The sequence below is a fragment of the Candidatus Neomarinimicrobiota bacterium genome, assembly GCA_018647265.1.
In the GTDB taxonomy this organism is placed as follows: domain Bacteria; phylum Fidelibacterota; class Marinisomatia; order Marinisomatales; family TCS55; genus TCS55.
The window spans coordinates 1-15316 of sequence record JABGTK010000174.1 but is presented as its reverse complement, the minus strand read 5'-3'; the positions used below and the strand labels follow the sequence as shown (position 1 = coordinate 15316).

Sequence of the window (15316 nt, the reverse complement as noted above, 5' to 3'; positions counted from 1 at the left end):
TCATAATCAAAGGGGTCCACTTGGTCAGGACGTAATTCTGCCGATGGCGGCTTTTTTATCGAATTAACAGGAATACGTTCAGACATCGATTTATCATTTACCCATCGAGAAAGGGCATAAACATCTGTTTTAGATAGATCAGATATAACTGCCAATCCTCCATTCATGTCGCCGTAAAGCGTGCAATATCCCATGGCCAATTCTGTTTTGTTTCCTGTGGATAGAACCAGCCAATTAAATTTATTCGAAAGTGCCATGAGCAGGCTACCCCTTACTCGCGCTTGTATATTTTCTTCTGCTACACCCGATTGGGTATTCACAAAACTTTCCGCCAAAGAATCATCGAAAGATTCAACCATTGATTCAATGGGTATAGATCGATAATCAATCCCCAGATTTTCAGCCAATATTTTTGCATCATCCTTACTGTGTTCACTGGAATATTTTGACGGCATTGAAACACCATGGACACAATCTGCTCCCAAAGCATCAACGGCAATACAAGCTGTTATGCTGGAATCAATACCACCGCTTAAACCAATCACCGCTTCTTTATGTCCTGTTTTACAAAAATAATCGCGAACGCCTAACACGAGGGCGCCATATATTTTTTCCTCTCTTGATTCAGATTTAATTTCAATTGTATTTGCTTTATCTAAATCAATAAATAGGAGATCTTCCTCGAAGGCATTTCCTTGCCCAATCAAATTTCCACTGCTATCAAAAACTAAGGATTGACCATCGAAAATCAATTCATCCTGGGCTCCAACAAGATTACAATAAACAAATGGAATGCCCGTTTCAGACACTTTGGATTTGATAAGATTCATGCGGTCTTCTAATCTGCCTACAGTATAAGGAGAAGCGGAAATATTAACAATAAAATCAGCACCCTTCTCTTTCAAGGCAATTGCCAAATTACATGAGTAATCCTTATCCCAAAGGTCTTCACAAATTTGAAGTCCAATCTTTCGTCTTCTACCCTCAATTTCAACTTCATAAACTTCCGGAGAATCTCCCCTTGTGAAATAACGGTCTTCGTCAAAAACATCATATGTCGGAAGAAGCATTTTTTTATAATCACCAACAATTCTACCCTTCGCACATAAGAATGAACAGTTGTATAAGTCAGTCTGAGTTTTCATTGTATTCCCAATTATCATGGGAACGGTGGAATTCTTAACGATCGAATTAAGTGCATCCTTTGCTTTTTCTATAAATGATTGGCGATGGAGTAAATCCTGTGGTGGATAACCAATTATTGCCAATTCTGGAAAGATCACAAGGTCAGCCCCAGCATCTATCGATTTTTGATACCAATTAAGAATAAGATCCTTATTTTGATCGATGGCACCCACAGTGGGGTTGATTTGACAGAGAGCGATCTTCATTTAATACTTTACGATAAAATCTTTAAATCTATTTGAGGCATTAATCCACATTATTTCAACCTTATCAACTTGGGATGATGGTGGACCTTTTTTTACTATTTCGATGAATCTTTGAATATCTATTTTATTTCCTTCAGCGTGAATCTCAACATTCCCATTTGGTAAATTTATTGCATAACCAATCAATGCCAAACTTCGACCCTTTTGAACCACATACCATCGAAACCCAACACCTTGGACTTTACCGGAAACAACCAGATTAGCTGCAGATTTATTTTCCATTTAACAACTGACCAACTTTATCTATTACGTCAGTGGGTGTATTTGCATTATGAATATCTTCCAAGTCCCAAGTGCCGTACCCAACCACAGGTTTTTCTAACTGAAATGCAAAAGCTATTTCACTCAATGTTCCATACTTACCAGATATTGCCACAGCAACATCACAGTTATAAGCTAAAATCACATTTCGCCCAATGCCAGCACCGGTAGAAATGGGAATATGAATATAATTATTCGCTTCAGATTTATCAGTACCTTTTAATATTCCTATGCAGGTACCTCCGCATTTGTCAACGCCCTTGGCAATTGCTTCCATGACACCTTCACCACCACCACAATATACTAAATAGTTTTCTGCCGCAAGTAAGGTACCTATCTCTACTGCATCAAGATAAGTATCTTGGTCAATTTCCCTGCCGCCAAAAACGGAAATTCGGGCAGAATAATTCATTATGGATCTATGCGATACATGGTTCGAGGATAGGGAATAGTTTCACGAATATGCTTGACGCCTGTTATCCAGCCGACAGTACGCTCAATTCCAAGTCCAAAACCAGAATGAGGCACTGATCCATATTTACGTAAATCCAAATACCATTGTAAAGGTTCGACCGGCAGTTTATGCTCTTTGATTCTGCCCAATAGTAAATCATGGTCATCTTCACGTTGGCCACCGCCAATAATTTCGCCATATCCTTCCGGCGCAATCATATCGACGCCCAAGGCTAGATTGTCATTATTAACGTCCCGTTTCATATAGAATGCTTTAATCTCTGCCGGCCAACGGTGGATCATTACTGGGCGATCAAACTGTTCAGAAATGATTGTTTCATCCGTTCCACCAAAATCGGAGCCATAGGTAAAGTCTGTTCCCTTTTCTTGAAGAATCTTAGCAGCTTCATCATAAGTGATGCGGGGAAAAGGCGGCACAACTTTTTCTAAACCTGAAGTATCCCGCTCAAGGATTTTCAATTCTTCCTTACAATGCTCCAAACACCACTGGACGACATAGCTCACATATTTCTCAGCCCAAGTCATATTCTCATCCAAATCACAGTAGGCCATTTCCGGTTCTACCATCCAGAATTCCGTTAAATGACGACGTGTTTTAGATTTCTCGGCGCGAAATGTGGGACCGAATACATAGATATTCCCAAATGCCATAGCGCTGGCTTCTCCATACAATTGACCACTTTGCGTTAAATATGCGGATCTATCAAAATATTCCAATTCGAATAATGTACTGGTTCCTTCAACAGAATTTCCCGTAAGGATCGGTGAATCCATGAGCGTAAAACCATTATCGTCAAAGAAATCTCGTGTCGCTTTTATCACCTGGTGGCGTACACGTAAAATAGCGTTCTGGTTTTTGGATCGTAGCCAAAGGTGCCGGTTGTTCATGAGAAAATCCGTCCCATGCTCTTTGTGGGATATGGGATATTCTTCTGCAATCTGGTGTACTTCAATATTGGTAACGCCCAATTCGAAGCCACCCACAGATCTAGGCTCAGCCCGAACCATTCCAGTTACAGTCACGGATGATTCCTGGGTCAACTCACTCTCAAGATTGAATATCGCTTCATCCGTTTCAGCCTTCACGACCACGCACTGAACCAACCCAGTTCCGTCACGAAGGATTAAAAACCAAATTTTACCAATTGAACGAATATTGTAAACCCAGCCATTAAGGGTCACTTCCTGCCCTTCAAAGTCTTTTAATTGTTTTATTGTAGTTGTCATTTCACTCACATTTTAGATTAATTAAGTCTAGAAATTACCACGACGTCATAATTTCATTCAAAACATCTTCAGCTATTTTTGTTACAGCAACTGTGGTCGCGAATTCACGTGGATCGCCAAACTCATCATTGTCATCACCATCAATCAAGCCATCGCCATCATTATCAATTGCATCGCTGCTAATATCCCCGGATAAACCATAAGCACCCCATCCGGAAAAATTCTTTTTAATTAATATTTTATCATCCCTCACATCGTACCATTCAACATCCATGTGGATGGTAAATCGATATTCCGTTACTGCCTCTTCTTTGGTAAATGTATAGGGAGCATCGGTCACGCGTGTGATTGTTCCACGGAGGATTGAAGTCGCCTGATCTTCCTCGGTGACACGAAGAATATTTTCTTCATTAAATTTAATTAGCAAATTTTCGGTGACCGACTCACTCATACCAAATTCCGCCGTTTGATTTTCAACAATAGGAATGGCAATTGAATTAATATGAGCCGGAATACTACCTGCCATTGAGTAATACATGCATGACGAAATGGTCAATAAAAAGAAACTTATTATGAATGGAAATTTATTTTTCATTTTTTTCGTATCTTTTGGGTAATTCATGAAAGATTAATTTTTTATCTTTCGCTCTAATCCAAACTGATCAATCTTTCGATATAAAGTTCTCTCGCTCATCCCCAATGATTTAGCTGTGGCACGACGATTATTATTAAAAAAGCGCAATGTTCTTTCGATTGCCTCCCGCTCTAGGTCTTCAATACTCATATCACCAATAGATCCATTTTTAATAAAGAATTCCGTTTCCTCATCAATATGAAGCGTCGGGGTAATTTCGCTACTATTTTGTGGAATCATAGGCATGCCCATTTTATCCATAACTACTGATCCAGGTGTGGCCAATTGTTTTAAAAATTCCACATCCTGTCGCAGTAAAAATAATTGGCGTAAAATAAGTTCCCGTTCAGCCGCTTCTGGAGGTTGCTGCATTAGCATGGGTAAAGCAGGGTTTGGTGAAACATTAACTGTTCCATTCCCCAATTGCTTGTCAACCATTTCAACGGTAATTCTTTCTCCTCTTTCAAGGACGATAATACTTTCTACAAAATTCTTCAATTCACGCACATTCCCATTCCAAGGATTGTTCTTCATGGCACGAATGGCCTCTGGCATAAATCCACGATAAACCATATCGTTCGATCGAGTGAATTCTAATGCAAATCGTTCAACCAATAAACTAATATCCTCAACACGGTGGCGCAAGGCAGGAACATTAATGGTAACAGTTTTCAATCGATAATAGAGGTCCTGCCGGAATTGCCCTTTTTCAACAAGCTCGGCCAAATCTTTATTGGTGGCAGCAACCACTCGAACATCGGTTCTTTTTGTTTTAGAGGCACCTACGGGCATGAATTCACCACTTTCAAGAACGCGAAGGAGTTTTACCTGAGTTTCTAAAGGTGTTTCTCCAATTTCGTCCAAAAATATCGTCCCTTTATTGGCCGTTTCAAAATATCCTTTTCGGTCTTCTCTTGCGTCTGTATAAGCGCCTTTTTTATGGCCAAATAGTTCACTTTCAATAATGCCTTCAGGTATTGCACCACAGTTCACTGTAACTAATTCCTCATGGGAGCGCTTACTGTTTCGATGAAGCGCTTTGGCTACCATTTCTTTCCCAGTTCCCGATTCACCTGTAACTAGAACAGATATGTCAATGGGCGCTACTTGTACCACCATTTCTATGACTTGTTGAATCGCATCGGATCTACCGACAATTCCTGAAGCTCTTTGTATTCTATCAATATTCATATTTTATTTTCTTCCCGATAAAAAACATGAAAAATCGTAATAATTTTAATTGAAATCATTTTCGTGTATTTTGTGAGTTTCTCTTAAAACGCAGTTGCTAGTTCTTTTTCCATCTTGGTTATTTCATCCCGAAGTTGAGCTGCTCGTTCAAAGTCTAAATTTTCTGCTGCTTCAATCATTTCCTGTTGCATCATGTCTAAGGCTAATTTTTTGTCCATCTGACTAAAATCATCACCTCTTCTTTTTTTGAATGGTTCTGGTTCAGTATCATGTATTGAGTCTGCTACGGCAGTTGAACCCATAATATCATCAGTTGATTTATAAACTGTTTGGGGAGAAATGCCATTATCTTTATTATACTTTTCCTGTATAGCTCTACGACGACTAGTTTCTTTAATAAGGTAATCCATGGCATCGGAAATTTTATCTCCATAAAGAATAACTTGCCCATTTACATGTCTAGCCGCTCGACCTGCCACCTGCATCAATGCACTTCGAGACCGTAAGAACCCCTGTTTATCCGCATCAATCACGGCCACCAATGATACTTCCGGTAAATCCAAACCTTCCCTCAAGAGATTAATACCAACCAATACATCAAAGGTACCCAATCTTAAATCACGTAATATCTGAACGCGTTCAAACGTTGCAATATCACTATGAAGATAACGCACTCGAAGATTCACCCCGCGGAGAAATTCACTCAAATCCTCGGCCATTCGTTTCGTTAAGGTGGTTACCAAAATTCGTTCATTTCGTTCAGTTCGTTCTCGAATTTCCCCAATTAAGTCATCAATTTGACCTTCACTTTTACGTACTTCAACTATGGGGTCTAACAATCCTGTGGGTCGAATAACCTGTTCAACGACAACACCTTTTGTCATTTCTAATTCTCGATATGCTGGCGTAGCTGATACATAAACAATTTGGTTTTGCTTGGCATGAAATTCCTCTATTTTCATTGGTCGATTATCCATGGCACTTGGAAGTCGAAAACCATGTTCCACCAACACTTCTTTTCGTGCTCGATCTCCATTATACATCGCTTGAATTTGAGGTAAGGATACGTGAGATTCATCAAGAATGGTTATAAAATCATCGGGGAAAAAGTCAATCAAAGTGAATGGACGCTCTCCTGGTTTCCGCCCAGAAAAGTAGCGAGAATAATTCTCAATGCCAGAACAATAGCCCACTTCCATCATCATTTCCAGATCAAAATTTGTTCGCTGCTCTAGCCTTTGAATCTCAAGTAATTTATCCAATTCTCTAAGTTCGTCCAATCGGTGGATGAGATCATGCCTAATATCGCCCATCACACGATTGATTGTTTCTTGGTCTGTTACAAAATGTTTTCCGGGATAAATAAAATCAGAATCCATTTCTTTAAGGATTTCTCCTGTTAATGGATGGAATCGACATATATTATCAATCTCATTACCGAAGAGTTCAACGCGAATACCTACTTCCTCGTAGGCTAAATAAATTTCAATCACATCACCACGGACACGAAACGAACTGCGCTCAAAGACCGTATCATTCCTGCGATAGTGAATATTTACCAAACTTTTTAAAAACTTTTTCCGATTCAGTACCGAACCCCTCTTAAGCTGAATCACTTTACTTTTATATTCCTCAGGGGAACCGATTCCATAAATGCAGGACACAGAACTAACCACAATCACATCCTTGCGTTCGAGTAGCGAACTGGTGGCTTTCAAACGAAGAATATCAATCTCCTCATTAACGGACATATCCTTTTCAATAAAGGTATCCGTAATGGGCATATAAGCTTCAGGTTGGTAATAATCATAATAACTAATGAAAAATTCCACAGCATTATCAGGAAATAGCTGCTTGAATTCACCATACAACTGGGCAGCCAAAGTTTTATTATGAGAAATAATTAGGGTCGGTCGTTGCACTTTTTGAATCACATTGGCCATGGTAAATGTTTTCCCAGAACCGGTGATACCTAAAAGCACTTGATGCTTGTCCCCATTGTTGAGGCCTTTGACCAATCCATCTATGGCCTGAGGCTGATCCCCCTGTGGACTGAAGTCTGACTTAAGTTTAAACTCTGTCATAACGGCAAATTTACCTCGGTTAAATCATACGATACAATGGCAGAGATCAACTATTTTAATTAAAGATCATTCCTCCTAATTACAAAATGATCACCAAATATTCGGTTATGAATTAAGTAAAAATAACTTTAATATAGATTCAATTATTTTAAATCAAACTCAGTTAATCCTATGCTCAAAAAAATAACCAATCTCCATATTGTATCAATTCTATCCATTTTAGTTATATTTTCTTGCTATAGAAACAAGTCCTCGAAATCGCAATTTAATGTTTTAGAAACCACGATTGCAGAAGTACATCTTGCATTTGAAAAGGGTGAATTAACATCACGACAATTGGTCGAAATCTACTTGGCTAGAATTCAAGCATACGACCAATCTACAAAATTGAATGCTATTGTTGTGGTGAATCCGAATGCATTAAAAATAGCGGATGAGTTAGATGCAGAGTATAAAAAAACGGGATTACTTCGCCCACTCCATGGTATTCCTATTATTGTTAAGGATAATTACGACACTTATGATTTACCCACAACAGGAGGGTCATTAGCAATGAAAGGATCCATAGCACCAGACGATGCATTTCAAGTAGAAAAAATCAGAGAGGCCGGGGCGATTATTCTGGGCAAATCCAATATGGCTGAATGGGCATTTAGCGCTTATAAAACGGAGAGCTCAATTGCAGGTGTCACTCGAAATCCTTATGATTTATCCCGAGTTCCCGCTGGGTCTAGCGGTGGTACGGCAGCAGCCGTGGCTGCTAATTTAGCTTTGGCTGGATTGGGAACGGATACAGGCAATTCCATACGAGGTCCATCGTCTCATAATAACCTTGTTGGCATTCGATCTACCATGGGCGCCACAAGTCGAGACGGCATTATTCCTCTGATGCTTCGGAATGATATTGGCGGACCTTTCGCCAGAACTGTAGAAGATGCAGTCCGCATCTATGAAGTCATTGCTGGTTATGATCCAAATGATCCCATTACGGAACGATCTCAAGGAAAAATCCCAGAAGATTATTTACAGTACTTATCGCTAAATAACTTAAAAGGAGCACATATCGGTATCCTTCGCCGATACATTGATACGGCCACGGCCAATCCTGAAATTGTGACATTAACTGAAAAAGCCATTGCCGATTTAAAAGCTGCTGGCGCTATAATCGTCGACCCATTTGATATTCCCAATTATGATGAATTAATAGATGGGATTTGGTGTAACGTGTTTCAACATGACGTAAATAGCTACCTCGCTTCTCTTGGAGAAAATGCGCCGGTTAAGTCACTACAAGAGGTAAAGGATTCTGGTTTGTATTTACCCTATATAGAAAAGATGATTGATGGTAGCCTTAAGAAAACAGTACCCCCCGATGAACGAGATCCCATATGCATTGACCTCTATCATTCACCGAAAAATATTGCCTTCTCAAAAGCGGTGAACGATGCGATGGATGCAGCAAATATAGATGCATTCATTTATCCCACTTGGAGCAACCCACCCCGTTTGGTGGGCGATATGGAAAGTCCCGCAGGGGACAACAGCCAATACATTTCCCCTCATACTGGAATGCCCGCGATTACAGTACCATCTGGATTTACAAAAAACGGATTACCTGCTGGTATTACTTTTATAGGCCGACATTTTGATGAACCGAGAATTATGGGTTATGTTTATGCCTATGAACAACAGACAAGTCATCGTAAATCGCCTCCAGGGTTTGCACAATTAAGTAAATAGAATAGGTAGATACATATGTCAAAATTCACTCGCTCTCATAAAACTCTTATATATGGGTTATTTATTCTCTCCATTCTATTTGCCCAGCCATTATAGATTAAATCTATTAAATCCTTTTTATTCGATTCCTGTTTTAATAAATGAGGCAGACTAGATTAGACTTAAAACCATTCTATTAAAATATTAAACCATGATAAAAAACTACACCAACCTTTTAAAATTCAAAGTTTCTCATACCTCTTTTTGCCTTTTATACTCCACAATAACATACATTATATACAATGCCATAAACTTTGATAAAATTTCTAAATGGTTCTACCTAAAAGACACCTTCGATTATGTGGGTATAATCGCATTTTATATTGTTGGACTTTGCCTATCCATAGCTTTATTCATACTTTTGGCTCATCGCTGGACGATTAAACCTTTGTCAATTTTCTTTACCATAATGAGTGGATTATCCGCATATTTTATTGCTAAATATGATGTTGCCATAGACCATAGTATGATAATGAATACATTTAATACTGATACTACAGAAGTATGGGGACTGTTATCATTCCAAATGATACCATATATTTTATTCTTAATTATTTTACCCATTACTGTGATTTATTTTGTTCAGATAACTTTTGCAGGACCTATTAAATATTTATTGAGATCTATCACCTTATTCTCAATATCAATAGTTTTGGCTCTATCATTATTATATGTACAGTTTGACTCGATACATCGGGCTGCAAATACATCTAGAAAATATATACTTCATCAACTTATTCCAGTCAATCATAACCAAAGTATGATTAGTATTATACAAAAAAGTATCGAAGCCTATCTCCCTGATAGAGAGAGAAAGGAAATCAATGTTTCTGCTCGCACATTATCCCAAGATAATTTAGTCGTTGTTCTCGCCGTGGGTGAATCAGCTCGGCAGAAAAATTTTAGCTTATATGGATACACCAGACAAAATACTAATCCAATCTTATCAAAAGATAAAGATCTTCATCTGCTTAATGGGGTAGCAAAATACGGTTCAACTTTATATGCATTACCAGAGATACTCTCAAAACAGGATGTGGCATTAGCCACAATCACTGCAAAGGCCGGAGTAAATTCAGCCTGTTATTCTCATTTTTCTCTCTATGATAATTGTGGCACAGTCGAACAAACGAGAGTCTCAAATTGTAACTATGGCGATCGATGTTATGATGAAGATGTTATTCCTTTGCTCAATGAAAACCTTAAATCATACACATCCGGATATCGTTTCATTGTATTACACCTTGGTGGCGGTAGTCATGGGCCCAACTATCAAAGACGGATTCCCCCTGAATTCTATCATTTTAAACCCATGTGTGAGGATGCGGATGTAGTAAATGAATGCACGATAGATGAATTATATAATTCATATGACAATACGATTGTTTATACGGATTATGTTTTGGGTGGCGTTATAAATGAACTGGATAGTTCAGGTGTACCTTATGTATTTATTTATGTTTCTGATCATGGTGAATCACTCATGGAAAATAATCGCGTATTTCATGGCATGCCTCCGGGAATACCTTTACCTCCAGAGCAAAGAAATGTACCCTTGATTGTTAAATCATCCATTCCATTATCCATACTAAAGCGTCAAGAATACAAACAACCAGACGTTTATGATTCAGTGTTAGACCTATTGTCTATTGAGTCTAATATCACGGACAATGGTGGAAGTTTTCTTAAAAAATACTAAGTGGGCGCATCTCTCAATTTCTAATTGAATTTGAAATCATTCCATTAGAAATTAGACCGTGAATACGCTATCAAAAATATGTTTCCCTATACTATTCCTATTAATCGGTTGCGACAATGAACCAGAATCGGACCTCATTACTTGGCAAAATAATTACAATAAATGGCAATCAAATAATATGGTCAGTTATGAGTTCAACTTTCGCGCCAGCTGTTTTTGTATTGATGAATGGGTTCGGGAGGTTCGTGTATCTGTAAACAATGATACCATTAAATCAGTCTTATTTGCAGATGATAACTTGCCACCACAGAAACTCGTCCCGGAACAATGGCACACCATCAATGCACTGTTTGATTTATCCAAAACTGCTGTTGAAGAAGCACACCAATTCGAAATTAAATATGATAATGCCTATGGCAATCCCAGTGAAATTTCTATTGATTGGAATTTGCAGACTGCCGACGATGAAGTGACGTTTTACATAACAAATATGAAAAAGAATTAATACACATAATTACGACAGGATTTAATAAATGAAAAAATGTATCCTTACAATTTTTTTGAGCACCATCTCATTCTCCCAAAATATTGCTAACACAGATGCGGTAGAAAATATATTGGACAACCTTCACCTTTATGCTGCAGAAGCTAAAGCCAAAAAGTATATGGCGTTGTTTTCTAAAGATGCTGTCTTTTTGGGAACAGATATAAACGAGCGATGGACAAAATCGGAATTCGATGAATACGCTTCCAAACGCATGGCCACCGGCAAGGGTTGGACATACATCATGACAGAACGAAATGTATTTTTTTCTGATGATGGAAAGACGGCTTGGTTTGATGAAATATTATATAGTAAGAGTTATGGCAATTTCAGAGGAACCGGCGCATTAAAGATTGTAGATACTGAATGGAAGATTACCCAGTACAACCTTCTACTCCCCATCCCCAATGACCTCATGATGAAGTATGCTAAAGAAATCAAAGCATTCTATGATCAAAAATGAAAGATAACATATTATGAAATATTCATTTTTAATTCTGTCCATTCTGGTGTTTTCATGTTCATCGAAAGATACAGTTGAAAGGCCCAACATTATTGTCATCATGGCGGATGATTTGGGTTACGGCGATGTGGGCGCATACGGCGCCAAACCGGAAAATGTAAAAACACCCAATATTGATAAACTAGCAGAAGGTGGTCTGAAATTCACCAGTGGATATTGCTCCGCTTCTACTTGCACCCCAACGCGATATTCATTCCTTACCGGCTCTTACGCCTTTCGTAAAAAAGGAACAGGCATTGCGCCTCCAAATGCACCGGCCATTATTAAACCTGGAACAGAAACTATAGCATCATTATTACAGAAATCAGGCTACAAAACGGCAGTTATCGGAAAATGGCACTTGGGATTGGGCGGTCCAGAAGGTCCCGATTGGAATGGTGAGCTAAATCCCGGTCCGAGAGAAATTGGGTTTGATTATAATTTTCTTCTTCCCACTACAAACGACCGTGTCCCCCAAGTGTACGTTGAGAATCACCGTGTACGGAATCTCGATCCGAACGATCCCCTTTGGGTTGGCCGTAAAAAACCCAGTGAAAATCATCCCACGGGCATCACCCACCGCAATACCCTAAAAATGAATTGGAATGATGGCCACAACAATACCATTCATAATGGTATTGGCAGGATTGGGTTCTATACTGGCGGACATGCGGCTCGCTTTAGAGATGAAGATTTAGCAGACGAATGGCAAAAACAATCCAACCAATGGATAGAAGACAATAAGGATAATCCATTTTTTCTTTTCTTTTCTTCCCACGACATTCATGTACCCCGAATGCCTCATGAACGATTCCAAGGGCAATCGGGAATGAGTTTCCGTGGCGATGCCATTGTTCAGTTAGATTGGAATGTGGGTGAAATTATGAAGACACTGGATCGCCTTAATCTAACGGAAAATACTTTGATTATTTTTGTCTCAGATAATGGGCCCGTTCTGGATGATGGTTACGACGATTTTGCCAATGAAGCATTGGGTAACCATAAACCAGCCGGTCCTTACAGTGGTGGAAAATATACTGTTCGAGAAGGAGGTACACGAACGCCTTTCATCACCTATTGGAAAGGGAAAATACAACCAGGTGTTTCTGATGAAATGATATCCACCATTGACTTAGCTGCAAGTATGGCAGCATTGACAGGCGTTCCGTTGCCTAAAGACGGCGTTTTAGATAGTTTTAATGTGTTGGGTGCACTGTTAGGTAAAGATGGCGCTAAAGGCAGAAATCATATTGTATCCCAGGACAATGGTCTTCGAGGAACTTATGGCCTCCGTGTTGGCGAATGGAAACTTCAAAGACATGATGCAAAAAAAATGTATAATGGCGATTTGTCTATGAAATTATGGACTGTTCCAGAATATGCGCTTTTTAATCTTAATGAAGATATTGGTGAATTGAACGATGTCTCTCAGGATCATCCTCAAGTAGTTGAAAGGTTAAAAAGTAAATTACAAACAATCATTATTGATGGACGCAGTCGCAATTAATCCCTCCCCTTGTCATCCCGGAATCTGAAAGACATCCAATATCCAGACTGAATAACGATAGTACGCCCTTACTCACTTTTGGAAATCCCTATGTCGTTCCACTGGCTAAGTCAATTAATCTGAATAATGCTGATAACCCACATGCTAATAATTGGTTAAATCGCACTGTGGTTTTGGTTCCCGGGTCTCATACTTCGCCCGGGATGACATTAAAAGAGGGTGTATGACCGTAAGAAAGAAGGTTGGTTCAATATAATAAAAAAGCCCCCTCCGAATTACCAGAGAGGGCTTTTACTCGCATGTGTATCGATCATCTTACTTTAAGCATTGGAGAGCAAATCCAAATCATGCTTAAAGATTTTTATTTCATGAATACCATTTTACGGGTTTTCACAAATTCTCTCGTGTGTAATTGATACAGGTAAATACCTGTACTCACTCTTTCTCCTAAATCATTGGTTCCATTCCACCGTACACTATGGTAACCGGCGGATGTGTTTTGCATAGAAAATGTTTTTACCTTCTGTCCTAGCATATTGTAAATCGTAATATTCACATTACTGATTTTAGGCAAGTCAAAACTCAGTGTAGTGCTGGGGTTAAAGGGATTTGGATAGTTTTCATGGAGCGCGAAGACTTCCGGGAAACCTGCTTCGCCTGTGGCGAGAAAGTCATAGCGATTGACCATGACGGTACGATCTTCGCCTGTAACATTCACCGTATCAATACCATCGGTAGCCAATACACCAAAGTGAACCGTTACTCTAGGGAGCATTGGGAACCGCTCAAATGCGTTATCCACGAAGTCTTGATAGGAGATATTAAACGTGGTACCGGTTGTATCTTCAAAATGAACAGCCGGTGATTGTCCCACCCTTATTGTGATTAAATAATCCACTGTCTCGTTATCCACATCCTTACTCTCATCCCAGTTAAGGGTATAAATATCCGTCAGGTTATCTCCCGTAATATTTACCGTGTCCGCCAACACGCTCACCCAAGCGAAAGGTTTGGGTGCATCCTGTACATTCTTTACGGTTAATGTAACGGTGGCTGTATCACTGTTGATAATGCCATCATTGGCAATATAGCGAAAGCTGTCTTCACCAAAGTAGTTTGGATTTGGTGTGTAGGTTAACACCGGTAGTGTACCTGAGATGCCACCATGCATCGGTTGATTCGTTACGGTGTATGTTAACGGATTATCATCTTCATCCGTTGCGGTTAAGGTAATGGCCATACTCCCATCTTCATTCCCATCCTGGGAGAGGGCTACGGCTACGGGTGCACGGTTGGTAATCTTCACATCCAACACACGGCTCACCGTATTGCTGTTGCCATCACCATCATTCACGGTAAGTGTTACTGTTCTGGGTGCGGTGGTTAAATTATTCCCTTTGGTGTTTTGATACTTTAGATCACTCAAGTGATCCATGTAAGCGGTAATATTTTCTGATCCTGTGTAGGTATAAGTACCAACATAAGGAGCTGTTATTGTACCGTCGCCAGTTTTAACAAAGGCCAATACTTTGGTCCCTGCAGCACCGAATACCAAGGTATCTTCACCCATATAGTAAGGCGTAATGGTAACCACGGCACTTTCCATATTCGTGTCATCTATATCTGTAATAGCAAACTGGTTCGTGGCTGTGGATGTGGCTTCTTTCGGGAATAGCATTCCCTCAGTTATGGTCTGATCCACCAACAAAGAATCCGTATAAGCCAAGGTAATGGCTGGAATATCATTCACCGCCGCAATCGTAATCTCTACAGAAACTGAATCACTATTGATTGTTCCATCATTCACCACGTACTTGAAACCGTCCGTACCATTATAGTTGGCAAAAGGGGTGTATGTGAGCGCAGGCGCCGTTCCGGTTAGGGTACCACTTACTGGTGTGGTGTAGCCATAAGAAAGTGGACTCCCATCTGCATCAGTTCCTAACAAGGTGATGTTGATTCC

At 39.5% G+C, this 15316-nt stretch carries 13 protein-coding genes; 5 read left to right on the top strand and 8 right to left on the bottom strand.

Annotated features, from left to right (window positions below):
- The 7 genes from HN459_10155 to uvrB all read right to left on the bottom strand — a co-directional run.
- On the bottom strand, positions 1 to 1391 hold a 1391-nt coding region (locus HN459_10155; GenBank protein MBT3479804.1), incomplete at its 3' end, for an NAD+ synthase.
- Positions 1392 to 1673, bottom strand: a complete 282-nt coding sequence (locus HN459_10150; protein MBT3479803.1) for an acylphosphatase — start codon at positions 1671 to 1673, stop codon at positions 1392 to 1394.
- Positions 1663 to 2124, bottom strand: coding sequence for a TIGR00725 family protein (locus HN459_10145; GenBank protein ID MBT3479802.1), 462 nt, complete (start codon positions 2122 to 2124; stop codon positions 1663 to 1665). The genes HN459_10150 and HN459_10145 overlap by 11 nt, the downstream gene beginning before the upstream one ends.
- Positions 2124 to 3413, bottom strand: coding sequence for an asparagine--tRNA ligase (gene asnS / locus HN459_10140; GenBank protein ID MBT3479801.1), 1290 nt, complete (start codon positions 3411 to 3413; stop codon positions 2124 to 2126). The genes HN459_10145 and asnS overlap by 1 nt, the downstream gene beginning before the upstream one ends.
- Before the next feature lie 34 nt (positions 3414 to 3447).
- A complete protein-coding gene (locus tag HN459_10135; GenBank protein ID MBT3479800.1) occupies positions 3448 to 4008 on the bottom strand; it encodes a hypothetical protein in 561 nt (186 codons plus the stop codon).
- A gap of 33 nt (positions 4009 to 4041) precedes the next feature.
- Positions 4042 to 5238, bottom strand: coding sequence for a sigma-54-dependent Fis family transcriptional regulator (locus HN459_10130; protein ID MBT3479799.1), 1197 nt, complete (start codon positions 5236 to 5238; stop codon positions 4042 to 4044).
- Positions 5239 to 5321: 83 nt separating this feature from the next.
- Positions 5322 to 7322 (bottom strand): excinuclease ABC subunit UvrB, encoded by a 2001-nt coding sequence (uvrB, locus tag HN459_10125; protein ID MBT3479798.1) that lies wholly within the window; start codon positions 7320 to 7322, stop codon positions 5322 to 5324.
- A 171-nt stretch (positions 7323 to 7493) separates the two neighbouring features.
- On the opposite strand from uvrB, the gene HN459_10120 reads away from it, so the two are divergent.
- The 5 genes from HN459_10120 to HN459_10100 all read left to right on the top strand — a co-directional run bounded on the left by HN459_10120 (position 7494) and on the right by HN459_10100 (position 13353).
- The gene (locus tag HN459_10120) at positions 7494 to 9062 is read left to right on the top strand and encodes an amidase (protein MBT3479797.1); all 1569 of its coding nucleotides are present in this window, start codon (positions 7494 to 7496) and stop codon (positions 9060 to 9062) included.
- A 190-nt stretch (positions 9063 to 9252) separates the two neighbouring features.
- Positions 9253 to 10800, top strand: coding sequence for a phosphoethanolamine transferase (locus HN459_10115; GenBank protein ID MBT3479796.1), 1548 nt, complete (start codon positions 9253 to 9255; stop codon positions 10798 to 10800).
- Between the two features lie 58 nt (positions 10801 to 10858).
- Positions 10859 to 11305 carry a hypothetical protein gene (locus HN459_10110; protein ID MBT3479795.1) on the top strand — a complete coding sequence of 149 codons (447 nt, stop codon included), beginning with the start codon at positions 10859 to 10861 and terminating at the stop codon, positions 11303 to 11305.
- A 28-nt stretch (positions 11306 to 11333) separates the two neighbouring features.
- Positions 11334 to 11807, top strand: coding sequence for a nuclear transport factor 2 family protein (locus HN459_10105; protein ID MBT3479794.1), 474 nt, complete (start codon positions 11334 to 11336; stop codon positions 11805 to 11807).
- A gap of 13 nt (positions 11808 to 11820) precedes the next feature.
- The gene (locus tag HN459_10100; GenBank protein ID MBT3479793.1) at positions 11821 to 13353 is read left to right on the top strand and encodes an arylsulfatase; all 1533 of its coding nucleotides are present in this window, start codon (positions 11821 to 11823) and stop codon (positions 13351 to 13353) included.
- 361 nt (positions 13354 to 13714) lie between these two features.
- Here HN459_10100 and HN459_10095 read toward each other — a convergent pair.
- The coding region (locus tag HN459_10095; GenBank protein ID MBT3479792.1) for a cadherin-like domain-containing protein at positions 13715 to 15316 on the bottom strand (1602 nt) is incomplete at its 5' end.

Bases quoted from the DNA above. Each gene is read 5' to 3' on its own strand.
- HN459_10100 (MBT3479793.1), top strand. From the start codon at position 11,821: ATGAAATATTCATTTTTAATTCTGTCCATTCTGGTGTTTTCATGTTCA.
- HN459_10135 (MBT3479800.1), bottom strand. From the start codon at position 4,008: ATGAAAAATAAATTTCCATTCATAATAAGTTTCTTTTTATTGACCATT.
- HN459_10115 (MBT3479796.1), top strand. From the start codon at position 9,253: ATGATAAAAAACTACACCAACCTTTTAAAATTCAAAGTTTCTCATACC.
- uvrB (MBT3479798.1), bottom strand. From the start codon at position 7,322: ATGACAGAGTTTAAACTTAAGTCAGACTTCAGTCCACAGGGGGATCAG.
- HN459_10120 (MBT3479797.1), top strand. From the start codon at position 7,494: ATGCTCAAAAAAATAACCAATCTCCATATTGTATCAATTCTATCCATT.
- HN459_10105 (MBT3479794.1), top strand. From the start codon at position 11,334: ATGAAAAAATGTATCCTTACAATTTTTTTGAGCACCATCTCATTCTCC.
- asnS (MBT3479801.1), bottom strand. From the start codon at position 3,413: ATGACAACTACAATAAAACAATTAAAAGACTTTGAAGGGCAGGAAGTG.
- HN459_10130 (MBT3479799.1), bottom strand. From the start codon at position 5,238: ATGAATATTGATAGAATACAAAGAGCTTCAGGAATTGTCGGTAGATCC.
- HN459_10150 (MBT3479803.1), bottom strand. From the start codon at position 1,673: ATGGAAAATAAATCTGCAGCTAATCTGGTTGTTTCCGGTAAAGTCCAA.
- HN459_10145 (MBT3479802.1), bottom strand. From the start codon at position 2,124: ATGAATTATTCTGCCCGAATTTCCGTTTTTGGCGGCAGGGAAATTGAC.